Annotated in this window: 15 protein-coding genes; 7 read left to right on the forward strand and 8 right to left on the reverse strand. The window is 68.4% G+C overall.

Annotated features, from left to right (window positions below; translation table 11 throughout):
* From IPK27_00005 to IPK27_00015, 3 genes are all read right to left on the reverse strand, one after another.
* A partial coding sequence (locus IPK27_00005) for a hypothetical protein (protein MBK8066050.1) occupies positions 1 to 180 on the reverse strand: 180 nt, incomplete at its 3' end.
* A gap of 111 nt (positions 181 to 291) precedes the next feature.
* On the reverse strand, positions 292 to 3000 hold the full coding sequence (locus tag IPK27_00010; protein MBK8066051.1) for a serine/threonine protein kinase: 2709 nt from the start codon (positions 2998 to 3000) through the stop codon (positions 292 to 294).
* Positions 3001 to 3048: 48 nt separating this feature from the next.
* Positions 3049 to 3717 carry a hypothetical protein gene (locus tag IPK27_00015; protein ID MBK8066052.1) on the reverse strand — a complete coding sequence of 223 codons (669 nt, stop codon included), beginning with the start codon at positions 3715 to 3717 and terminating at the stop codon, positions 3049 to 3051.
* A gap of 329 nt (positions 3718 to 4046) precedes the next feature.
* On the opposite strand from IPK27_00015, the gene IPK27_00020 reads away from it, so the two are divergent.
* A complete protein-coding gene (locus tag IPK27_00020; GenBank protein MBK8066053.1) occupies positions 4047 to 4379 on the forward strand; it encodes a hypothetical protein in 333 nt (110 codons plus the stop codon).
* Positions 4380 to 4428: 49 nt separating this feature from the next.
* Here the strand turns inward: IPK27_00020 and IPK27_00025 are convergent, their stop codons facing one another.
* Positions 4429 to 7224 carry an immune inhibitor A gene (locus IPK27_00025; protein MBK8066054.1) on the reverse strand — a complete coding sequence of 932 codons (2796 nt, stop codon included), beginning with the start codon at positions 7222 to 7224 and terminating at the stop codon, positions 4429 to 4431.
* Between the two features lie 145 nt (positions 7225 to 7369).
* On the opposite strand from IPK27_00025, the gene IPK27_00030 reads away from it, so the two are divergent.
* The 5 genes from IPK27_00030 (at position 7370) to IPK27_00050 (ending at position 16662) form a co-directional block, all read left to right on the forward strand.
* Positions 7370 to 8158: a hypothetical protein gene (locus tag IPK27_00030; GenBank protein MBK8066055.1), complete on the forward strand. Its 789-nt coding sequence runs from the start codon at positions 7370 to 7372 to the stop codon at positions 8156 to 8158.
* A gap of 19 nt (positions 8159 to 8177) precedes the next feature.
* Entirely contained in the window at positions 8178 to 9548 is a 1371-nt protein-coding gene (locus tag IPK27_00035) for a sel1 repeat family protein (protein MBK8066056.1), read from the forward strand.
* Positions 9549 to 9651: 103 nt separating this feature from the next.
* Positions 9652 to 11379, forward strand: coding sequence for a hypothetical protein (locus IPK27_00040; GenBank protein MBK8066057.1), 1728 nt, complete (start codon positions 9652 to 9654; stop codon positions 11377 to 11379).
* Positions 11380 to 11500: 121 nt separating this feature from the next.
* Complete coding sequence (locus IPK27_00045; GenBank protein MBK8066058.1) at positions 11501 to 16438, forward strand: hypothetical protein; 4938 nt, start codon at positions 11501 to 11503, stop codon at positions 16436 to 16438.
* Complete coding sequence (locus IPK27_00050) at positions 16435 to 16662, forward strand: lasso RiPP family leader peptide-containing protein (GenBank protein MBK8066059.1); 228 nt, start codon at positions 16435 to 16437, stop codon at positions 16660 to 16662. The genes IPK27_00045 and IPK27_00050 overlap by 4 nt, the downstream gene beginning before the upstream one ends.
* A gap of 76 nt (positions 16663 to 16738) precedes the next feature.
* Here IPK27_00050 and IPK27_00055 read toward each other — a convergent pair whose 3' ends face one another.
* A complete protein-coding gene (locus tag IPK27_00055) occupies positions 16739 to 17590 on the reverse strand; it encodes a DUF547 domain-containing protein (protein ID MBK8066060.1) in 852 nt (283 codons plus the stop codon).
* Positions 17575 to 17979 carry a hypothetical protein gene (locus IPK27_00060; protein ID MBK8066061.1) on the reverse strand — a complete coding sequence of 135 codons (405 nt, stop codon included), beginning with the start codon at positions 17977 to 17979 and terminating at the stop codon, positions 17575 to 17577. Before IPK27_00060 ends, IPK27_00055 begins: the two co-directional genes overlap by 16 nt.
* 138 nt (positions 17980 to 18117) lie before the next feature.
* Here IPK27_00060 and IPK27_00065 point away from each other — a divergent pair, with 138 nt between their 5' ends.
* Complete coding sequence (locus IPK27_00065; protein ID MBK8066062.1) at positions 18118 to 19266, forward strand: hypothetical protein; 1149 nt, start codon at positions 18118 to 18120, stop codon at positions 19264 to 19266.
* 141 nt (positions 19267 to 19407) lie between these two features.
* Here IPK27_00065 and IPK27_00070 read toward each other — a convergent pair whose 3' ends face one another.
* The gene (locus IPK27_00070) at positions 19408 to 20853 is read right to left on the reverse strand and encodes a right-handed parallel beta-helix repeat-containing protein (GenBank protein ID MBK8066063.1); all 1446 of its coding nucleotides are present in this window, start codon (positions 20851 to 20853) and stop codon (positions 19408 to 19410) included.
* Positions 20837 to 23155, reverse strand: a complete 2319-nt coding sequence (locus IPK27_00075; GenBank protein ID MBK8066064.1) for a hypothetical protein — start codon at positions 23153 to 23155, stop codon at positions 20837 to 20839. The genes IPK27_00070 and IPK27_00075 overlap by 17 nt, the downstream gene beginning before the upstream one ends.
* Positions 23156 to 23366 lie beyond the last annotated feature (211 nt).

Below are 23366 nucleotides of genomic sequence, written 5' to 3' on the forward strand. Positions count from 1 at the left end.
ATAACTCCCCTGCACGACCTTGATGGTCAGTCGACCGCCGTTGTGCAGCGGATACAGCGCCAGCGCCTGTTGCAGCGTGCCTACGCTGTTGACGCACAGCTCGATGGCGCGAGCAGGGGGGCTGCCCAGTGCTGCCCATCCCAGTACGATGGCCAGCAACCCGCGTGCAATCGTCTTCATTTGGCATCGTCCAGAGCTTCGATACCGGACCCTTACGAAGTTCCGAAGCGGTGACTGCCAAGTGATCGGGTTGGATCCGCAGCCGCCGCGCTCTATTGCCAGCGCATTGAGCTACCGTGTGGTGGCCTGCGCCCTGGATTGCAGCCGTTCCAGGTCCGCCTGGATCTGGCGCAAGGGGAATGCGGTTCCCACCCACCGGGATTGATACAAGGCCTCGGCTTGCCGCAGGCGACTGACGGCGAGGTCCGGCTTGCCCCCTGCTTCCGCCAGCGCGGCTTCCTGCTCCAGCCAGCGAGCCTGGTCGATTGGCCCGGCGCCATCCGGCAAAGCTCTTTGACTCAGTGCCAGTTCCGCACCGGCATTGCTGAGATCACCGTGCAACAGCGCCCGACGAGCGGCGAGCAAGTGCCAGCGCGTTGCGGCTCGCCCCCCCAGAGCCAGCGCCCCGTCGCGCATGTCGTTCAGCCAGGCCTCGGCCTGCGGGCGCTGATCGAGGCGCAGTGCCGCCTCTATCCGGTTCAAGGTGATGGCGATGCAAGGGGGCGTTGATGCGTCGCTGGCGCAGAAAACCTCGGCCGCTTGCTCGAGCTCGCTGGCTCCGGCTTCTGATTCCCCATTGGCGAGCAACGCCAACCCGAGCGCGTTGTGAACCGCGGCGACATTGGCACTCTTGATAGGACCCGAATGGGCCAGCAACTGGCGATACTCATCTCGGGCCAGCTCGAACCGCCCCAATTCGGCATGCGCATTGGCCAGTTCCCATCCCAACCCCTGGGCGATCACGCTGTCCAGACCGCGCAGTGCAACGGCGCGCTGGAAGGCGTGTTGCAGCACCGGCTCCGCCTCGCCCGAACGCCCCAGGTCCGTCAGTACGCCGGCGTATTGCTGCTCGGCATACAGGCGTATGGCAGCAGGGGTTTGTTCACCCAGGCGTCGGGCCAGGTCCATGGCCTCGGCGGCCGGTGCCTCGGCCAGGTCACTATGGCCGGTGGCACGCAAGGTCGATGCTCGAACGCCGATGACCATGATGGTCTGGGCGGCCACATCGCCTGCCGCCGAACGGACCAGCCCGATTATTTCGAGGTTGCGAGCATCCAGGGCCTCATAGCGACCCTCAACTAACTCGTAGTCATTGAGAAAACTCAGGGCATCGGCCAGAGGCAGTCGACCCGCAGGGCCGCTGTCGCGCAATGTGCTGATCGCCTGCTGCAGCGACGGCAGGGCATCGTCCTGGCGATCGAGCACCAACCGGAAATGCGCCAGTCGGGCTTGCGCGGCAGCGACCAGCACCGCGGTGCCCTCGGGGTCCGAATCCACGCAGGCACCCGTTCGACAGGAGCGCGCTGCACCTGCCAGGGTCAGGACTCGCTGCAAGGCAGCCTCGGCCTGTTCCCGCTCGTCGAGGGAAACGTAGGCCGAACCCAATTTGGACCACAGGCGTGCGGCCAGTGCAGGTGGCAGCTCCGTCTCGTTCTGCAGCCGCTCGCGGACGCCGGCCAGCAGATCGGTCGCGCGGGTGTCGCCGCCTTTGGCCAGATAGGGATCAGCGCCCAGGAAGACGTCCTCGAGCATCGTCAGCGAGGTCTCCAGCCGCGCCTCGGCGATACGCAGCCGGGCGGACTCGCGCAAGGTCGCCACGACACCAACCGCCAGCGCCAGCAGCACTGCCAACGAGGCGGCCACCGGCATCCGATGGCGCCACACGAAGCGGCCCAGTCGATAGCGCCAATCACCCTCTCGCGCCAGTACCGCCTCGCCACGCAGGTGGCGGTTCAGGTCGTCGGCCAATGCGGTCACGCTGGCGTAGCGCTCGTCGGGTCGTGTGGCCAGCGCGCGGCGGGCGATCCGTTCCAGATCACCTGTCAGCTGCCGCGCCAGCACGGGTACCGAGCAGCGCCGTCGGGCAGCCAGGTCGATCCGTTGCGGGTCCTGCCTGGCGTGCCTGCCACTGAAGGCGGCCTGCAGACGCGGCAAGGACTCGCCAGCGGTGGCCGCGCCGGACTCCCAGCGCAGACCGGTCAGCAGCTCAAACAGCAGCAGTCCAAGCAGATAGACATCGGTCTGCGTCGTGATCGGGCCGCGCTGCAGCTGCTCTGGCGCTGCGTAGTCGGGGGTCATCAGCGCGATGACGCTGCGGGTGACCGCGTCGCCATCGGCGTCGATCAACTTGGCGATACCGAAGTCGAGCAGCTTGACCTGGCCATCGGCGGTGACCAGCACATTCCCCGGCTTGATGTCGCGGTGCACGACCAGATTCTGATGCGCATAAGCTACTGCGGCGCAGATCTGCAGCAGCTCGATGCGTTGACGCAGGGGCAGTTCCCGCCGATCGCACCAGGCCAGCAACGGCTCACCCGCGATCAATTCCATGGCGAACCAGGGCCGCTCGTCGGCGGTCATGCCGCCATCGAGCAAGCGCGCGATGTTGGGGTGGTCCAGCCGCGCCAGGATGTCGCGCTCTTGCAGGAAGCGGCGCAGGACCTCCTCGCTGTCCATGCCGCGCTTGATCAGCTTCAAAGCAACCGGCCTGCGCCCCACGCCAGACTCCGGCTGCGCCCGATAGACGGTACCCATGCCGCCGCTGCCGATTCGTTCGCCAACCCGGTAGCGCCCGATCAGGCGGCCTGGCCAGGGATCCCGCGGCTCGACCCGAGCCTTGCTGCCGCGCAAGAGCTCGTCCGGCGACTCGTCGGCCGCCAACAAGGCAAGGACCTCCCTGCGCAGATCTGCATCCTGGCCGCATTGGGACTCGGCCCAGTAACGCCGTTCCGACTCAGGCTCATCCAGTGCTGCGCAGGCGATCTCAAGCGCCCGGCGCATGCGTGCGGTATCGACGGAATCGCCTTCGCGGTTCGGCTCGGATTTGGCTCATCGGCACTCTCGCGCGCTCGCCGGCACAATTTGACACGCTCCTCGGCTGTGCTCAGCGCAGCGTGGCGCTGCGATGGCTGTTACGCAAGCAGTGTTGTTGCGCTGCCACTCAGCCGCCCCGATCGCGTTCAACAGGAACATACGGGCCGTTCGCCATTGGCGAAATGCCGTGCGCTCGGATAGACCCTGCAACTGTGCCACTTCGGCGATTGGCAGTCCGCCGAACAGATGCAGCTGTGCCAGTTCGGCCAGACCCGGATCGACGCGGCTCAGGTCGGACATCACCTGATCCAGCAGCAAGACATCGAAAGGATCTTCCCCGAGGACCTCGTCGGCAGCATCGAGGGCCAATGGCTGCACGCCATCGCCACGCTTTTCTGCATGGCGATGGCGCGCGCGATCGACCAGCACCTGGCGCATGGCGCGCGCCGCCAGGTTGCAATAGTGCGCTCGGCTCTCGATCGACAAGGCGCGGCCTTGCAAGCGCATCCAGGTTTCGTTGACCAGTTCGGTCGTACACAAGGTTTGTCGAGGCCCGACCCGCAGCAGCAGATGCGCGCGCGCGTGGAACTCGTCGTACAACCTGACAAACAGTCGATCGGACGCACTGGCATCTCCGCTACGCAGTGCCTCGATCAAGCCAACGATGGAGTCCGGTTCAGGCATGCCGTGCCCTGTGGACGGGTCGGCACCATTTCAGCACGAACCGGGCCTGCAGAATCAACCGGTCTTGCGCCGGCAACAGACCCGGCGGTGCGTCGCGGCGCAAGGAGGCGTCATGGCACCGCTATGGCGAAAGTGAGACCGATCAAGATTGCGCGGCATGCCGCGCGATCGGTCGAACGCCCGGCGGCTGCGCCGAAGGGCCAAAAGCAACGCAGCATCCGGGTCGAAAGACGCGGAAATCAATCAAAGTACTTTCAGCACACCACACCAGGATCGCCGCCATGACCGACGCCCTGCACCCACCGCTGCCGCCCACCGAGCTGGCCGCGTTGACCCTGGCGCTGCGCGCTCTGCTGTCGGCGCTGCCGCCACAGCAGCCGCTGCCGACTTACCACGAGGTGACGCGTGCCTTGCGGCTGAAGCCGCCGCATACGGTCTACCGCGTGATTCAGGCGCTGGAGCAATCGATGCGCGAGGATGCTGCTGCCGGGCGGCCATTGCTCGCCGCGCGCGTGGTCAGCCGCGTTCGCGACGGACTGCCCGCGCCGGGCTTCTTCGATCTGGCCAGGCGGTTGGGACTGCACGTTGGCGCCGAGAGCGGCCCGACTGCCCGGGCCTTTCACCAGACGCAGTTACGGAGGCTGGACGAGCAGCGCGGTTGAGCCCGGGCCCCGGCACGCTGCGCAGGCAGCGGGCCGGGGATGCAGAGGCCTACTCGAAGCCGTCGAAGAACAGCCCCTCCTGGCAGGATTCGACGCGGATGTCGTCGACATACCAGCCATGCGGCAGGGTGCCGGTGGAGGAATCGGTGATTGCGCGGAAACGGAACCGCACGCTCTGACCGGCGAAAGGCGAAAGGTCGAAGCTGCCAGTGCTGTAGGCCTGGGTGCCGCACCAGGCGCCCTGCCCGCTGGCCAGCGGGCCGTCGTAGAAGTCGCCAAGCTGGGCAGTTGGGCTAAGCGCGGTCCAGGTGCCACCGCCGTTGGTCGAAACCTCGACGAAGCCGCCGTCGAAACAGGCCGTTGCGCCGTTTGGCTCCAGGGTGACGTCGTGACGGAAGCGCAGCGTGTGCGCCACGCCGCTGGCGGGGAGGCTGATTGCCGGCGACAGCAAGCGCTGATCGGACGCCGTGGTCACGCCTTGCGCCAGCCAGGCGAAGGTGCCGCTCGACGGGCGGGCGGTGCTGCGGGTCCAGGTGGTACCAGCCGCCGGATCGGTGGTCCAACCGTTGACGCCGTTCTCCACGTTGTCGAAATAGGTGTTGCGCAGTACCGTGCCGAGCGCGCAACTGCCGGCGGCGGGGCGGGTGGTGAAGGTGGCCGCTGCGGAGTTGCTGCCGGCACCGCACAGGTTGCTGCCGCGCACACGCCAGTGATACTCGGTACCCGGCTGCAGCGCTGTGGTCACCTGGACGCTGGTCGCGCTGGTGGGTGCGCTGGTGAACACGATGTTGCTGAACCCGGCATCGGTGGCGACCTCGGCGACGTAGGTGTCGGTCTGCGCGCTGGCGGTCCAGGTCAGGGTCGGGAACAGCACCTGGTTGAGCGCGCCGCTGGCGGGCGCTTGCGCGGTGGGCGCGGCGGGCGCGTCGGAGAAGACCTGCAGCGCCAGGTTGCGCGAGCGCGTCTGCGCCGGAGATGTGCTGGTGCCGGTGACCGCGAAGGTGTAACTGCCGGCCGCCACGCCGGTGGTGCCGATGGTCAGCGTGGACGAACCGGGCACCGGGTTGATGGTCGCCGGCGAGAAGCTCGAGGTAGCGCCGGCGGGCAGGCCGGTAGCTGCCAGCGTGGTCTCGCTGGTGAAACCTTCGTAGCCGTGTGCATCGACGGTGTAGACGGCGTCCGCCGGCGCGCAGACGGCGCGCGAGGCGGGCGCCGCGGCCACGCCCAGGCTGGGATCGCCGCAGCCGGGGAACTTGAACGAACCGGCGCGCATGGTCCATTGGGTCCCGGAGGTGGCGAAGAACTCGTTGACGTACCAGAAGGTGCAGTCGTCACTCGGGTCCAGGTTCATCGAGGTGTAGTCGCCCCAGCGGCGGGTGCCGGCGGTGTGGCCGCCGCCGCCGGTGACGAAGATGCCTTCGCCCTGGGTCATCTCGTTCAGCGGATCGCTCTCCAGGCGGCCGGTGTAGTGCACGCTGGGGAACAGGGTCGGACCGCCGGCGCTGTAGCCGAATCCCAGGTTGCCGTTGCTGTCCTGCGCGATCGAGCCCATCCAGCGGTGGATGCCGTCGGTGATGCCCGGCGCGAAGGTGCTGTCCTGGTAAACCACCGCATTGGCGCCAGGGTTGCGGATCTCCCACCAGCGCATGCCGGCCATCGCCGGCGCGGCCTCGACCGATTGATTGGTGACGATCGACTGGTAGCTGCCGAAATTGCGGTAGGCCGCGCGATGCACCGGACGCTGGCGGTAAGACAGGATGTCGACTGCCCCGAGCGGTGCCGGCTGCGGGATGCAGGAGCGTCCGCTGCACGGGAAGATGGTGTCGTAGGGCGCGATCGGCAATGTCGCAACCACCTGGAACGAGGAGTTCGCCGGGGTGGTGAAATCGAGCACGAAGGCCCACAGCGCCAGCGCGTCCTGGGCGGCGCCATACGGGCCGCCATTGTCCATCGCGCCGAGATACCAGGCGGGCGATCCCGGCGGCGGCAGCGCGCCGCCGTCCAGGTCCGCCGGCAGCAGGCCATCGCCGGAGAACTCGTCGACCGGAACCGAGAAGTTGATCAGGGTCGGGTTGGCGACGCCGTCGAGCATCTGCTGGCGGTCGATCGCGTAGGCACCGATCAGGCTCGCGTTCACTTCACGGGTGCTGATCAGGTAAGCGTTTGGCCACACGCCGTACTTCGGGTAGTCGGGGAACGTCGGGGTGACGAAGGCCCAGCGGTAATAGGTGCCGAGTGGATCGCTGCTGGTGGAGAGCGCCACGCAGTTGAAGAAACCGGGACCGGTACTGTCGGAGAACTGGGTCAGCAGCCAGCGGTCCGCGAGCTGGTCGTGCAGCACGATCGGGTCGCCGGCGTTCTCGGTTTCGCAGGCACCGCCGAAGCCAGTGAACAGGGTGTTGATGTTGGCGGGGCCGAACATCGATGTGCCGGTCTTGTTGAAGATCTGGAACGACGCATTGGCCATGCGCACGTAGTGGTTGGGACCGACGTCGCCGACCGGATCGGGTGGATTCGCCGTGCCGGTGCCGACGTTGAAATTGGCGATCGCCGGCGGGATGGCGCGCAGGCCCTCGATGCGCGACTGCACCCGGCCGTCGGCATCCTGCGGGCCGTAGCTCGGCTTGCCTGGCGGATCCGGATCGATCATCAGGGTGCCGAAGAAATCACCGAAGGCATCCGCTGGCGGCTTGACCGGAATATCGCGCAGCGGTGGCGACACATCGAACTGGACGGCCGTGGTGGCGGAACGGAAAGTGCCACGCTCGGCGTCTGCGGCGGAAGCCGTCAGGGGGAGCAAGAGGGCGATGGCCCAGGCGCTGCAGACCGGGATAATCCTCGACATCGGCGCACACCAGCAGAGTTGGGGACGGCAACATAACCCGACCTGTCGTGCATGGCCAGTGCCTGCGCGCAGACCAGGTGGACGCACACGGGCGAACGGGCGAGCATCGCGGCAAGCCGGCGGTCGCGCCGGAGGAGCTGAGCGGATGAAGACCTTCCTCAAGGTGCTGTTCGGACTGGCGCTCGCCGGCGCCGGCATGGTCGCTTTCGTGTTCTGGCTGACCGCCGACCTGCCCAAGGCTGCCGACCAGTTCCTTGGCCGCATTGCCAAGGGCGACTACGAGGGCGCGCTGGCGCTGACCACGCCGGATTTCCGCGCCAGCACCGATCGCGATGCGCTGGAGCAATTCGCGCGCAGCAACGCACTCGATGGCTACCGCAGCGCCAGCTGGTCCGCGCGCTCGATCGAGAACAACGTCGGCAAGCTCGAAGGCACCCTGACGCTGGCCACCGGCGAGATCCCGGTGACCATGCAACTGGTCAAGGGCGAGGACGGCTGGCAGGTGCAGAACCTGAGCAAGGCGGCAGCCGGTGCGCGCACCCAAAGCGAGGCTCCGCCTGCGCGCGCCGTGGTCGCCGCTCCCGACAATGCCACGCAGCACGCGCTGATCAGCGGCACCCTGCAGGCACTGGCCGACTCGATCAACGGGCAGGACTTCGGGATCCTGCATTCGCACGCGAGCCGCCGCTTCCAGGCAGTCGCCGACCCTGCACGGCTGGCCGAGGTCTTTCATGAATTTGTCGAACAGGAAGTGGATTTCAGCGTGCTGCAATCGCTGCAACCGGAGATCGAGCGCTCTTCAGTCAGTTCCGACGCCATCCTCTTCCTTGGCGGCTACTACGACACCCAACCTTCGCGCACGCGCTTCGAGCTGCAGTACGAGCGCGAGGGCGAGGACTGGAAACTGATCGAGATCGACGTGCAGGTGCGCTGAGTCAGGGGTGAGAAACCGGATGCGCCTGCGCTCGAAGTTCTGGCTGGTGCTGCTGCTCGTGATCGCCGCGCGGGCCGGCACCGCGGCCGACCCCGAGGCCAGCTATCGCCAGGGCGAGGCGCTGGGCCGGGCCGGCGACTATGCCAGAGCGCTCCCTTGGATCCGCCAGGCCGCAGAGTCTGGCCATGCGCAGGCGCAGTTCACCCTCGGCAGCATGTACGCCTTCGGCCAGGGCGTGGACGAATCGAAAGCGACCGCGCGCGCCTGGTACGAGAAGGCGGCGGCGCAACATCACCCGCGCGCGCTGTTCAACCTCGGGCTGTATCACGACCGCGGCATCGGCGTGGCCGAAGACCGGCCGCGCGCATTGATGTTCTACAAACTCGGCGCGTTGGCCGGCGATGGCCAGGCCAGCTACAACGCGGGGCAGTTGCTGGTTCTCGGCGACGGGGTGCAGGCCGATGCGCGTGAGGGCCTGCGCTACTTCCGGATCGCGGCGGACCTGGCGATCCCGCAGGCGCAGATGGCGCTCGGCTGGGTGCACGAGCGGGCAATCGGTGTCGACCGCGATGTGCCGACGGCGCTGGACTGGTATGCGCGAGCGGAAGCCGGCGGGCTGGAAAAGGCCGTCGACCTGCGCATCGCGCTGGCGCGCCGGGTCAACGACGAGGCGCTGGCAATCGAGCGGGACGGCCACGCGCTGCAGGCGCTGGCGCAGTTCGACCTGGCCTGCCGCCACGCCGAATACAACGCCTGCTACAACGCCGGACGCATGCGCTACAGCGGCAAGACGGTGGCCAAGGACCTCGTGCGCGCGCGTCCGGACCTGGCACAGGCCTGCCGCTGGGCCATCGGGCGCGGCTGCCTCGGACTGGTCGGCCTGCTGATGCAATCGGTGCCGCTCGCCAGCGATGACCTGGCGCTGCTGCGCAAGTTCATGAGTGAGACCTGCGAACTCGGCGACCAACAGTCCTGCTTTTATTTCGCGTGGATGAAGACCCAGGGACAGCTCGGCATGTACGACCCCGGCGGCGCGCAGAAGCTGCTGGCGCAGGCCTGCATGAACCACGGCTACGAGCCCGCCTGCGGCCCATGGATGGCGATGTACAACGCCTCGCTGCCGCAGTCTTCCGGGAACAGCGGCTCGGGCGAGATGAACATCCTGGAGAAAGGCATCCTCGGCGTGCTCGGCGTGATCGCGGGCCTGGGCTCGGCGGGCCAGGTGTCGAGCGGCAGCTATTCCGGGGCGTCGAGCTATTCGCCGCCAGCCTACAGCGCTCCGTCCGGCGGCTACTCGCCGCAGGACAACGCCGACTTCCAGCAGTTCATCCAGTCGGTCAGCAGCTATGGCACGCCGGGCAACTGCCGCGCGGGCAATCCTTATTGCTGAGCGGCGCCGGCGTTCAGGCCGGGCGCCGGGCCGCATCAGCTGGCTGGCGGCGGCGGGTACTTGCGGATGGCAGAATCGCCCCCTCTCCCGATGAACGCAGGCAATGGCGACGCTGCTGTTGTGGCTGGGATTCGAGTCCGGCGCGATTGACGAGCAGCATTGGCAGGCGTTGGAGTCGCGCGCGCTGGCGCGCGCGCCAGGCGAGGCCACCCGGCTCCGCGGCGAGCGCCTGCGCGTGCTCTGCATCCGTCACCGGGCTGCAGCGCCGCCATCCTTGCGCCCGCTCGCCGACGGCAGCTGGCTGCTGGCCGACCTGGATCTCGACGTTAGCGAGCGGTCCCTGGTAGCGCGCGTGCAGGACACCCCTGCAGCGGTGATCCATGTCGATCCGCTGGCCGGGAGGCTGCGCCTGCTGCGCGACCGCCTCGGGCAACGTCCTTTGGTCTGGGCGCGCGTGCGCGACGGCATTCTGGTCACCTCCGGCGAGCACATCCTGCTGGCACATCCACAGGTGGACGGGGCATGGAATCCGGAGTATTTCGCCGCCTACTTCGGAGCGACCGCGCCGCCGGCGAAGGCGAGTGCCTGGCGCGGGGTGCACACGGTCGCGCCAGGAGAATGCCTGCATCTGGACGCGCACAGCCAGCGCAGCGAGCACACGCCCCTCGAGCCGGATTCGTCAGTTGCACGCCTGCCGGAACGCGCGGCGAGCGACCGGTTCCGCCAGCTGCTGGGTGCCGCCGTTGGGCAGGAATGCCGCCAGGCGAGCCGGATCGGAATCAGCCTGAGCTCGGGGCTGGACTCCGGGTCGGTTGCGGCGTTGTTGCCCGGCGAGCAGCGCGGGAAGGCTATGGCCTTGACCTATGGCAGCGACCAGTTGGTTGCGGTGGACGAACGCGCCGCGGCGGCAGGTCTTGCGCGGCGGTTGGGAATCGAGCATGCAGCGTTCTCAATCGACCCACTGGCGCCGCTCGCGCCAAGCGGCGATCGTCCAGTGTGCCCAGACACGCCAATCAGCAACCCGTACCGCGAAATCAAGACCGAACTCTATCGCCGCGCCCGCGCGTACGGCGTCGACGCCTTGCTGACTGGACATTTCGCCGATCATCTGCAGCCGGCGCCCGGTGCCTGGCTGGGCTCGGCCTGGAACCAGCGCGCGTTCCGCCTCATCTGCCAGCGATACACCGCACTGCTGCGCCAGTCGGGGCCAATCGCCGTCTGGCGCGACCGCAGTTGGCGCCAGTGGCTGGGCGGATCCCGGCGCGCCGGGGCGGCGCCCTGGTTGCGCCCGGAATGGACCGCGCGTCTTCTTGCCGCCCGTCAGGAGAGGCTCGCGCATCATCACGCCTGGCCACAGCCGGCACAGGCGGCGCAGGCCCTCGGCAGCTATGCGGCCATCGACGCCGCCGGCGAGAACTATTTCACTGCGCAGCACGGGATCGACGTGCGCCACCCTTACCGCGAGGTGGAACTGGTGCGCTTCGCGTTGAGCCTGCCTGCCCACCTCAGCGAGCGCCAGGGTCAGCGAAAGTGGCTGGTGCGCGCCGCATTGACCGGATGCCTGCCGGACCCCTGGCGCCTACAGCCCAAGAGCACTTCGATGCAGCCGTTCTTCGATGCCAGCCTGTTCGGCAGCGGGCAGAAGCGCGCGCAGGAACTGATCGACCAGAGTCGCCCGCTCTGGGCCGAATTCGTCGACCCGGCCGCCGTCGCCGCTGCCGCAGGAGCGCACGACGGCGACGAGTTCCCCGGCTTGCTGCGCTGGCTGCTAGTCGGATTCAGCCTGTGGTCGAGCACTCGGTGCAGTGCGGGTGGCACCCGCCAACCCTGATCCGACGCGTCATATTCGTTGGCACTTTGCAGTCAGAAATTCACCTTGCGGCAACCTATCGATCGCTGTCCGCGGGTTAAATTCGTGAATTCCGTCACGAATCGGCAGCTTGGGAGTCGACATGCGAGTGTGGGCAAAGCTTGCGCTCTGCGCATCCGCTGGGTTGTTTGCGTCCACCACGGTTGCCAGCAAGCTGCCACCCCAGGTCGACAAGGGCACGGCACCCGGCACGATCAGCATCGGCGCCGTCACCTACGGTTACCTCGACTTTGTCGCGCCAGCCAATGCGACCTGGCAGACCGCGGGTCCGGTCGAACACCTCTACGAGGGTCGCTGGTACTACCGCGTCAGTGGTGACACCCGCGAGTTCCCGGTCACCGGTGTACCCGACGACAGCAGTTTCGTCGGCGACACGATCAGCGTCAGCTACAACAACGTAGGTGCGCGGGGCCTGCTCGGTGCCGTGCACACCGACCAACTGCAGAACCCATCATCGAGCGGCGGAACGTCGGTGCGCAATGTGCTGACGCTGACCAACATCAACGCCGCAAGCCAGATGGTGACGGTGTTTCGCTACGTGGACGTCGACCTCGCCGGTTCCTCCGGAGGCGACTCCGCCATATCCATCGGCGCAGGCAACAACCATGTCCGGATCAGCGACGGCGCCAGCACCCTGGACATGGTGGGCACCAACGCCGCCTATCGCGTGACTCAGTACGACACCTTGCGAGTAGCGCTGAACGACACCGCCAACGACAATTTCGCCAACACCGGCCTGCCATTCGCCGCTGGCGACATCACCGTGGGCCTGCAGTGGACCGCCGTCAACATTGCGCCTGGCGCCTCGGCTTCATTCACCGTCGACATGGACCTGAACACGCCGACCACCGAGAACGGCGGGCCGGGCGAGGACGGCGATCAGACCTTCACCGCAACGGGCGTGGTGGTCAACAGCTACTCCACCTTGACCGCACAGAGCGGCAGTACGCTGACCGTGGCCAACAGCGCCAACCTGGCGCTACCCGCCGCCGCCTGTCCCGCAGCCACCGGCGGTTGCTTCGACGCGAGCAATCGCGCCCTGCAACGTGGCGATCTGCTGATGATCTACCAGCCGCAGGGGGCCACCCTGGACACCGCCTCGAACAGCAGCAGCTACGGCGCGGTGAGCAACTACAACGGGGCCGGGCGCTACGAATTTGTCTACGTCCAGTCGGTGGCGGGCAATGTCATCACCATTGCCGATTCCGACGGTGCCGCTGGCACCTGTGGCGGCGGCCTGCGCTTCACCTATGCAGTCCCCGGCACCCTGGTCATCCGCGTGCCGCAATACAGCAACCTGACCGTGAATGCCGGGGCGAGCCTGGTTGCACCCGCGTGGGACGGCAGCAGCGGGGGCGTGGTGGCAATCCACGTCGGCGGCACACCGACGGCAAGCACCGGCATCGCAAGCGTGAACGGCGCAATCCACGCGGACGGGCGGGGTTTCCGCGGCGGCGTGGTTGCGCAGCAGACCGTCGTCTTTGGCGTCACCAGCTACGTTTGTGCCAATCCTGACGGCGCGCAGAAAGGCGAAGGGATCGGCGCAGGGATCTATTCCTCGGTCAACAACCGCTGCCGCGGCGCGGCTGCCAACGGTGGTGGCGGCGGCAACAACCACAATTCCGGCGGTGGCGGCGGCGCCAACGGCGGCTTCAGTTCCGCCGATCCGGCGGCTGGAGGCTGGCTGCGCGGGATCGGCGTGTACCCGGCGGGCCCCGGAGGCAGTGGTCCCGGCAGCCCGTTCGACTTCCTGGTTTCCTGGGCGCTGGATGCCGAGATCGATCCGGACCTGGGCGGCGCGGGCGCGCCGCAGACCAGCACTGGCGGCGGTCGTGGCGGTTACACCTACGCCGCGTCGCGCGCCAACCCGCAGACCGCCGAGCCGGGGAACGCGGCCTGGGGCGGCGACCTGCGGCGGGCAGTCGGAGGCCTGGGCGGCCGGCCATTGAATGGCTTGCCCAGCGGTGCCGACCCTTACCGCCGACTGTACTTCGGCGGCGGCGGTGGCGCTGGCGAATCCAACAACAACCAGGGCAGCAGCGGTGGCGCTGGCGGTGGTCTGGTGTTCCTGGTCGCGCGACGGGTGCTGGGCACCGGACAAATCCGCGCCGATGGTGCACCTGGCCAGAACACCGCCGGCGGCGGCAACAATGATGCCCCGGGCGGCGGCGGCGGCGGCGGCACCGTGCTGATCCAGGCCGGCGCCGCGGTGGCGCCGGGCTTGAGCGTGTTGGCGCGTGGCGGCAGCGGCGGCAACCAGCTCGCCATCGACCCTGAAAGCGAAGGTCCGGGCGGCGGCGGCGGTGGCGGTGTGATCCTGTATCCCGGTGGTGGCAGCAGCAGCCTGGCCGGCGGCCTGCACGGCACGTCAGTCTCAGGCGGCCTGCGTGACCCGGCAGACGACAGCTCGACCCGTCGGTTCCCGCCCAACGGCGCCACGTCCGGTGCATCCGGCTCGTTCGCAGCCGTGCCGCCGAGTGCGGGCGCGGCTTCACCCTTTGCCTGCTTGCAGGGGCCAGGCTTCACCACCCCGGTGAGCAACGCCTGGTTCCGCAGCGGGCCGTCGGGGGCCGCCGCTACCGAGATCGAATTCGCCGCCACCGCCGAGGCCGGCAACGCAGGGTACTGGATCGATGCCGAGACCGCCGACGGCCGGCGCGAGCGTGTGAGCGGGTTCATACCCACCACGGGCGAAAGCGCCAGCCTCGCCCGCAGATATCGCCAGTTGCTCGACCTGCCGCCGGCAACTCGCGCCTTGTACCTGGTCGATGTCGACCTGCAAGGCCGGGAGACGGCACGCGGGCCGTTCGTGCCCGGCAGCGAATACGGTCAGCCGGCCGTCGAAGTCGCCTACGACTGGTCCGTCGGCCGCGCGCAGCGCGATGCCTACCATGGCGCACTGCGCGGTTCCAACGGATCGGTCGCACGGATCGGTGTCCGCGTGCACGGCATGCAGCGGATCGACTTCGAGCAGTTGCAGGCCGCGGGGATCCTGCTCGGCGGTGTGGCCGCCGGCGATATCGCAGTGGTGGGCCGCAGCGGCGCAGTTCCCCGCCGGGTCCGCGGCGGGGCGGTGTTCGGCCCCGGGTCCAGCATCGAGTTCTTCGGCGAGGCGGCCCCCAGCCTCTGGAGCCGCGATCACTACTTCCTGCTGCTGGTCGATCGCGCGCAAGCCGTCGACATGCCGTTGATCGATCGTCCGGTCGCGCCGGCATCGATCTCCAGCCACACCGCGCTGGTCGAGTACGCGCCGCAGAATGCCTACAACGAGGCCTCGCCCAGCGGCGATCCCTGGTATGCCGACCGGGTGGTGGCAAACGGGGCCGCGGCCACACGCAGCATCAACCTCACCGGACCGGCGCCACTGGGAGGCAGCGGTGAACTCGAGGTCGTGCTGTGGGGCGGCATCGACTGGCCCGGCAGCAAGCCGGATCACTCGGTCGAACTGCTCTTCAACGGCCAACTGGTGGCGAGCGAGCGCTTCGATGGCGTGGCGCAGTCGATCCTGCGGGTGCCGGTCGCGCTGACCTCGGGCAATGCCACGGTGACTCTGCGCTTGCCCCGCGACACCGGTTTCGCCGCGGACATCGTGCATGTCGAGAGCATCCGCCTGCGCTACCCGGCGTTGGCGCAGGCCAACGGCCAGCGCTTCCTGGGAACCGCGATCCAGGGAACTGCCTGGGATTCGATCTACGCGGACGCCTTCGGCGACCCGCTGCCGGCGGTCCGCGGCGGCGTGGTGACCGTCGACGGCGTCGCCGCATCCGCGCGGCGTGCGTTCCGGATCGAAGGCGGCGCGGCGGTCGAATACACGGTTGCCGACAGCGGGCCCGTGGCGTTGGACTCGGTGGACTTCACGCCGCTGTCGGAACTGTGGATAGGGACCCAGGCACAGTTGCTGACGCCGGAGCTGTCCTTGCTCGCGCCGCCGGAGGGGCTGTTCGGCAGCGCGACGGACTGGCTGGTGATCAGCCATGGCAGCTTCGCCCCGGCCCTGCAGCCGCTGCTCGCGCGGCGTTCCAGCCAGGGCCTGGCGACGCGCATGGTCGATGTGTCCGCGATCTACGCCCGCTACAGCGCCGGCAACCCGGACCCGGAAGCGATCCGCAGCTACATCGCGGCGGCGCGGGCAGCGATGGGCGTGCGTTATGTGTTGCTGGTGGGCGCGGACACGCTCGACGCGCCGGGATACCTGAACTCCGGCTCGGTGAGCTTCCTGCCAACGCCCTATGTCAGCACCAGCCGGTTCGTGCGCTACGCGCCAGCTGATCCGCTGCTCGCGGACGGCGATGGCGACGGCGCGCCGGACCTGGCACTCGGGCGCCTGCCGGTGCGCACCCTGGCGGAAGCGGAAGAAGCGGTGCGCAAGATCCTCGCCTACGAGTCGCAGCCGGTGAGCAACCAGTTCCTGCTGGCGGCGGGCCCGCGCGACAACAACGCGCCGCAGCCCTTCAGGCTCGCTTCGGAAGCCTTTGCGGCCGGCTTGCCGACGTCCTGGGCCTTGGATCGCGTTTACCAGGATGACCTCGGGCTCGGCGCGGCGCGCCAGGCGCTGGTGGCGGCCTTGGACGGCGGCCGCAGCGTGGTGTCGTACATCGGCCACTCCGGGCCCACCCGGTGGACCTTCGACCCGCTGCTGGATGTCAGCCAGGTGCTCGGCACGAGCAGCAATCCGGCGTTGCCGAACCTGCAGCCCGGCGTCAACCAGCCGATCGTGCTGCAGTTCGCCTGCTGGACCACCTATTTCGTGTCGCCGTCGCAGAACACCATGGCCCAGGCTCTGCTCCTGAGTCCCGGGCGGGGTGCCTCGGCGATTCTCGGCGCCTCGGTGCTGATGGAGCAGAGCAGCCACGAACGGATGGCGGGCGCGATCGCCCGCCACCTGCGGGTTGGCACCCGGATCGGCGATGCGTTGCTGGCTGCCAAGGCCGAACTCGCTGGCGATACCGATGAGCCTGCCGGGCCGGAAATCCTGTTGGGCCAGATCCTGCTGGGCGATCCAGCCCAGCAGGTTCGTTGATCGCAACCAGCACCCACACGCAACAAGGAACTCAAGTGCGGAACACGCAATTCAGGGAAGAGCAGATCGGGCAGGAGCCTGCGCCAACCGAACGACAACCGCCCTCAGGGCCGGGCCTGTACCAACCGCCCAGGCTGCGGGCATTCGGCGACATCCGCGAGCGCACCCTCGGCGGTTCGCTGGGTACCGGCGACAGCGGCAACGCCGGTGTCCAGCGCTTCTGAGCCGGTTGCAAATCCGGCGCATCGATCCCGGGTGTCGGCATGACCGACGGCCAGGCAACTGCCGCGCGGGCAATCCTTATTGCTGAGCGCCCGCTGCGGCTTTGGCTGCGTTGAGGGACCAGTCGTAATCGAGGAAGTCGATCTCAAGCTCCCCGGCCGCCAGCGCAGCGGCCTCATCCGCGGTCATCCCGAGCTCGTCGGCATGCTGCGCAAGGAACTCCCCGAGCGAGCGTCCGCCGCGGAACTCGAGCACGAAGTCCTCTGCGTACCAGTCGAAAATCCGCGACAGGTACAGGGTGCCCTCGGCGCGGTCCCAGCGGTTGCGCGTGCGGTCGCGCAGGAAGCGCCGGGTCTGATCCTCCAGTTGCGCGTCCAGGTCGTCGCCGCGATAGGCCTCCGGGCGCAGCGCCGGGCAGCCCACGGAGGCGCAGTTCACCGCGAAATGGATCCGCGGATCGGCGTAGTCAGCGGCGCCCCGCAGCCGCTCGTGCTCGATGCCATCGAGCGATTCGGGCTGACCGAACAGCTGGAAGAAGCGCTTTTTCCAGGGCGAGGAAAACAGCGAGCCCAGCTCGCGGATCGATGCCAGGCCGGGTTCCGCGCCGAGGATCAGTTCGACCGTCCATGCGTTGTAGGCATTGATCAGGAAGGCGCGCTGCTGCGCCCGGTTCCAGCTGTCGAATTCCGCCAACGGCAGCGCCGACAGGCTGGCAAGGTAGCGCCCGAGCGCGACACGGTCGCGCGCCAGGCCGGCGTAGTCGACCGTGGTGGCGGTACCCGCCGCAGTCCATTGCACATGCGCCCGCAGCAAGCCGGACCATGCGGCATGGTCATGCTCGAAGGCGCACGCGGCGCGGGTCAGCAGGCACAGGGCGAGGAGCAACCCACAACGCCAAGCATCCAGACACCCGCTCAAACCACCCCCCATGCCGCCCAGCCCAGTGCCACCGACGCCACTGCGCTGAGCACCAGCGGGGCGGGGAAAAACCAGCGGATGCAGAAGGCGGTCATCACCGCGAACACGATGCACAAGGCCGCCAGGATCGGTTGCAGGCCCTGCGGATCGGAGGCGCCGAGAGGAATCAGCCACTGGATCAGTGCAGCCGCGAACACCAGGAACAGGGTCAGGCTGTGGCCCATGCCGAGGTAAAAGTCGTGATGGCTGCGGCGCACACCCATGATGTCGAAGCGGTAAGCCCGCAGCCCTTCGATCGCCGCCTTCTCGGCGTCGTCGCGAAAACGCCCCTGCAGCATCCCCACGCCATGGCCGAGGGCAAACAGCGCGATGGCAACCTGGGCGATGCGCAGCGACAGCATGGCGGCAGCTCCGTGACCGACCCGCGCGATGCTGCGCGCGCGCGCCGGCGGGAGGCAAGCCCATGCTGGCGGGTCGATACGGTTGGCGCCGACGCCGCCAGGCGGCATGCTCCGCGCTCTTCGCACGGAGATACCTGCATGTCCCGGATCTACGCTGTGTCCCGGATCAACGCTGTCCTGCGCCCCGGCCTGGTTCTGCTGCTGGCCGTCGCCCTGGCCGGATGCGCCGGGGCGCCGCGCACACCACAAGCGCCGCTCGAAGCGCAGGCGCCAGCCGCTGCAGCCGCGCCTGGCGCCAGCACCGGCTCGCTCGAAGGTGCGCCGTTCCTGATCGAGGTGCCGCCGAGCTGGAATGGCGAGCTGGTGATGTTCCTGCACGGCTACGAGCCCGTCGGCACTCCGCGCGAGACGCCGCTGGCGGCGAACGACTTCGATCGCTGGCTGCTCTCCGAGGGATTCGCCGTGGCGCGCAGCAGCTACTCCGCCCAGGGCTGGGCGGTGGCCGAGGCGCTGGCCGACAACGAGCGACTGCGCCAGCACGCGGTGAAGCTGCTGGGCAAGCCCCGCCGCACCTGGCTGGTCGGCAACTCGATGGGTGGCCTGCTGGTGCTGGCGAGCCTGGAGCGCCACCCCGATGCCTATGACGGCGGACTGTCGCTGTGCGGCGTCAACTCCTCGGCCGAAGAGATCATCGGGCGCGGCGGTCTCGATCCGCTGGCCGCATTCGACCACTATTTCCCCGGGACCCTCGGGCTGGCAGCGGGCGGCCTGGCCGATCCCGCATCGCCGCTGTCGGCAGATCCGGAAACGATCGAAACCGCGCTTGCGAGCAACGAGTCGCGGGCCGGCCAGTTGGCGGCGAGCTTCGACATCCACCGCGGCGACCTCGCCGGGGCCTTGATGCTGCAGTACCTCGTGCTGCGCGAACTGAGCGTGCGCGCCGGCGGGTTGCCGGTGAGCAATCGCGAAACGGTATATCGCGGCTTCGACGACGACGTCGGGCTGAATGCCGCGGTGCGCCGCTACGACGCCGATCCAGATGCTGCGGCCTACCTGCGGGCGAACGTCACCCTGACCGGCAAGGCGCTGCGCCCGGTGGTCATCTTGTCGAATGCCAACGATCCCACCGTACCGGCGCGCTTCGCCGGCCGTTACGCCGAGCTTGCGCAGGCCGCGGGGTACGCCGATCAGGTGCTGACCCTGGCGCCGGTAGGCGATGGGCACTGCGCCTTTTCGCAGGTCGACATCGGGCGCGCGTTGCGCGAGCTGGTGCAGCGGCCGCGCTGAACCTGCCGCCGATCCTGCCTGGCGCCCAGCGCCGCTGGCCCCACGCGCGTCGGCACGACCTGCGGCGTTGCGGGGTCCGGTTACCATCGGACTGCGGCGTGTGAAGCGGGAAGCCGGCGCACTGCCCTGAAGTTTCCGGGATTATTCGAAGCCATCGATCAACAGGGGCCCGCGGTATTCGATGGCACCGAGGTCTGGTGCGCTGCCCCATGGCCGCGGCAAGGCGTAGTGATCCTCGTCGATGCTGGCGGCGACCGCGGCATCGACCAGCGGCGAAGTGGCGCCAGGGGCGAAACCTGCCACGCCGCCGCTGTCGGGCGCCAGCAACTGCGGATCGGCCAGCACATCGCCCGGCCCCTGCACCGCTGCAGCCGGCATTGCGTTGCCGCCAAACCACGCGTTGTGGTCGTAGGCCACGCCGTTGCTGCCGCTGACCCGCACGACTGCTTGCGTGGGGTTGCGTTGCCACACCAGATTTCCGGCAAACACGCTGCCGGTGTGGGTGCCGGGATCGAGGTGCCAGGCGACGTCGGCGGCGCTGCAGGCGAAGGTGTTGCCGCGCACCGTGACCCGGTTCATCGGCGCGCCCGAATAGCCGTTCCACTGGCTCAGGCAGCGCCGCCGCGGGCCGCCGACCACGTTGTTGACGATGCGCACGAGGTCCAGGCGGATGGGATCCTCGGCGCTCTCGTTGGCCAGGCTGATGGCCACCGCGGGCGCGCCCAGGCGCCAGAATTCCGGCACGCCAGTGGCGATCAACGCATTGCGTTCGACCACGCTGGATTCGACATTGTTGACGTAGATGTCGACCGAGTAATTGTCGTGGACGCGGTTGTCGCGCACCGCGTGGTTGCGCCCGTAGACGCCGATGCCCTCGCCAAAGTTCTCGTGGATCCAGTTTCCGGCCGCCAGGTGGCCTTCGCCGGCCAGGTTCACTGCCGAGGGCCAGCCACCCGACGCTGCCACCGGATTGTTGATCTGCACATTGCGCCAGACCCGATTGCCAAGGAACTGGATGCGCGCGGCCCCGTTGCCGGGATACAGGGCGCCGCGCCAGCCATGATGAATCCAGCAGTCCTCGATGCGGATGTCCTGCCCGCCCCAGACCGAGAAGGTGGTGCGCCTGGCGTTGCGCAACTCCAGGCCGCGAAATACATAGTGGCTGCCGCCCACGGTGATGAAGTTGGTGTCTTCGGGCATCAGGCTGGCATCCAGCACCGGGCGCGCGCCGGCGTATCCCTGGACCACGATCTCCGCGCCGGCGCTGGCCAGCCTGGACGCGCTCGCGCCGGCGGTCTCGAAGTAGCTGCCGGCGTGGATCTGCACCACGTCGCCCGGCTGTGCCAGTTGCAGCGCCCGGCGCAGGCTGGCGAGCGGCGCGGACACGCTGCCATCGCCGCTGTCGTTGCCGTCGGTGCGCACATGCCAGTCGCGCGCTTCGACGGCCGCGGCGCACTGCGCGGCGAGCAGCACGCAAGCCGTACGGCGCAGTGCCGGGAGCCAGCGCCCGCCAGCGCGCGCGCGCACGGTCAGGCGGGCCTCGCCAGCCCCGCCCGCGACCTCGCGACCTTCAGTTCTCGAATCCATTGCGGAACAGGTTCTCCCCGCCGATCACGAAGTCCCAGATGCCGCGACCATAGGTGGAAAAACGCGCGGTCTGGAGTGCGTCGATGTAGTCGACGTGCCAGTAGATCTGGTCCGGCGTCTGCACCGCTGCGATCGACACCCAGCTGGAGAGCGTGTTGTCGTAGTAGTACGGCCCGAGTTCGGTCGCGGCGAACAGGTGCAAGCCGTCTGCGGACATCGCCAGATGGTAGACCAGGGTGCTTGGCAGGCCAGTATTGAACGGGCTGAAGCTGTCGCCGTTGGTGGTGGAACGGTAGACGCCCGGCCCGGAGTAGCCGGCGCCGGCCACGTACACGGTCCCGGGTGTCGTGGTGTGGACCAGGATGCAGTTGCCGTAGAAGAACTGGCCATCCGGCATGCCGCTGCTGCGCAGACTGAAACCGGCACCGCTGTCGCGGTAGAACTGGCCGCCATCGTTGACCACGTAGCGGGTCATCCCGTCGCGCGAGAACTGCACGTCGGTGACTTTGCTGGCAAAGTCGAAGCTGCCCTCGCTGTGGCTGATGCTGCTGCCGTTGTAGGTCAGCGTGATCAGCCGGTTGCGGTTGGCACCGATTCCGCCGCCCGCAAGGAGGGCGCGATTGGGGTTCAGTGGGTCGGCTTCGATCGGTGCCAGGAACAACCAGTCCTGCAGGTTGTTCGCGGCGTAGTCCCAGCTGCGCAGCGCCATCCAGTTGCCGCTCGCGGGGTTGGTGTCGAGCTGCACGAAGCCGGGGTAGACCATCCACAGGGCGCCGCCGTTGTTGGATGAACTCAGGTGCGCGTAATCGCCGCTGATCGTCTGCACGAAGTTGTTGACGCCGGGAACGGGCGACACCGATTTCTGGTAGCCCTGGTCCTGCGAGCCGCCGAGCATGGCGTAGGGCTGGCTGCGCACGGTGTAGCTGCCGTAGAACTGGCCGTTGAGCAAGCCCGCAAGCGACAGGTTCTGGACTGTCAGCAAACCGTCGGTGGATTCGTAGGTGCCGCCGTCGGTGGAGATGTACACCCGCTCGGCGTTGTTGCCGTCGACGAACACGTCGATGTTGGGAATGTCCGCGTGCAGCTTGGTCGCCTCCTGGCCATAGTAGTCCTGCCAGGGGTTGACCAGTTGCCAGCTCAGCGCGCCGTCGTGGCTGCGATAGGCATTGACCCCGCCGACATAGAGCCGCAGCGGATCGCGGGTCGAGCTCTCGGCCGAGTTCAGGCCGAACATGGTGGTCGGCGCGTCGCTGCGGCGGACCCAGTTGCTGCCGCCGTCGACACTGTAATAGACCTCGGTGACCGCGCCGCGCTCGATGAAGGCATACAGGAAGGTCGTGCCGCCGTTGACGCCGCCACTCAGGGCTACCCGGTTGGAACTGGACAGCGCCGCCGCGCCGGTGACCGTCGCGACATTCACCAGCGCCTGGGTGCCCGGCGTTATGGTCTTCAGTTGCAGCCCATCCAGCAGGTACACCGTGCTGCTGTTGTAGCGCGGCGAGAACAGCGCCGCCTGGTCGCGCGCGGCCATGAACGCCACCGGCGTGAAGCTGGCGCCGCGGTTGGTCGAGGCGTACAGCCGCGGGCGCCAGGAGCCGCTGAATTCGTTGCGCAATGCGTACACCTCGGTGCCGCCGGGGTCGCGGCTGGCGAAACCTGTGGCGTACCAGAAGGCGCTGGTCGCGAAGCCGGTGGCGGCCTGCCAACTGACGCCGCCGTCGTCGCTGCGCCACACGCCGGATGGGGCGTCCCCCAGCACCAGCAGGCGCTCCGGGCCGGTCAGGCGGTCGAGGTAGCCGAAGCTGCCGTTGGGCGTGAAGCTGGCGCCATCGGCCGGACTGCTCCAGTTCAACGGCCCGCGATCCGCGCGCCAGAGATTGCCGCCATGGCTGAAGACGTTCAGCCGGTTGGCCGCCACATCGTATTCGGTGGCGAGCGTGCGCCCGGCGATGTTCCCGCTACCGCGCTCGACCCATTGGCCGCTGACCGTGGGCGAGCGGAAGGCGCGGTACGAAGCTTGCGGCGCACCCGTCGCGCGCAAAACGTGGATGCCCTGGCGTCGTTCGGCGATCGCTTCGGCGCGGAAGGCTGCATCCTGGCCGCGCCAGTCGGTCGCGGGTGCCGCACGGTGCAGCAACTCGATCCAGTCCTCGCGCCGGCGACGATAGTCCGCGCGTTCGCCAGGCGCCTGTTCCACCGGCGGCGGCAGGCGCAACTCCGGGCGCTCCCCGCCGCCGGGGAGTCGACTGAGTGCGAACCCCGAGAGCGCGATGACCACCAGCCCGAGTGCAAGGCGTTGCATGGCGTTCTCCCCCAGCCGCGGCCCCTGCAGTGTTGCGCGATTGCAACCCGCTGTAAACGGTCTGCCATTCACGCGTGGGGATTCGCGTGCGCCGACTGGATCGGGCCTGAGGTCATCGCGGATTGCCCGGGCAAACCGGGCTGCGAATGACGCGTTTGGGCCGCCAGACCGCTATCCTGTCGCCATCGGGCCCGGATCGCGCGCCCTGCGT

Source organism: Rhodanobacteraceae bacterium, from assembly GCA_016713135.1.
Classification (GTDB): Bacteria; Pseudomonadota; Gammaproteobacteria; order Xanthomonadales; family SZUA-5; genus JADKFD01.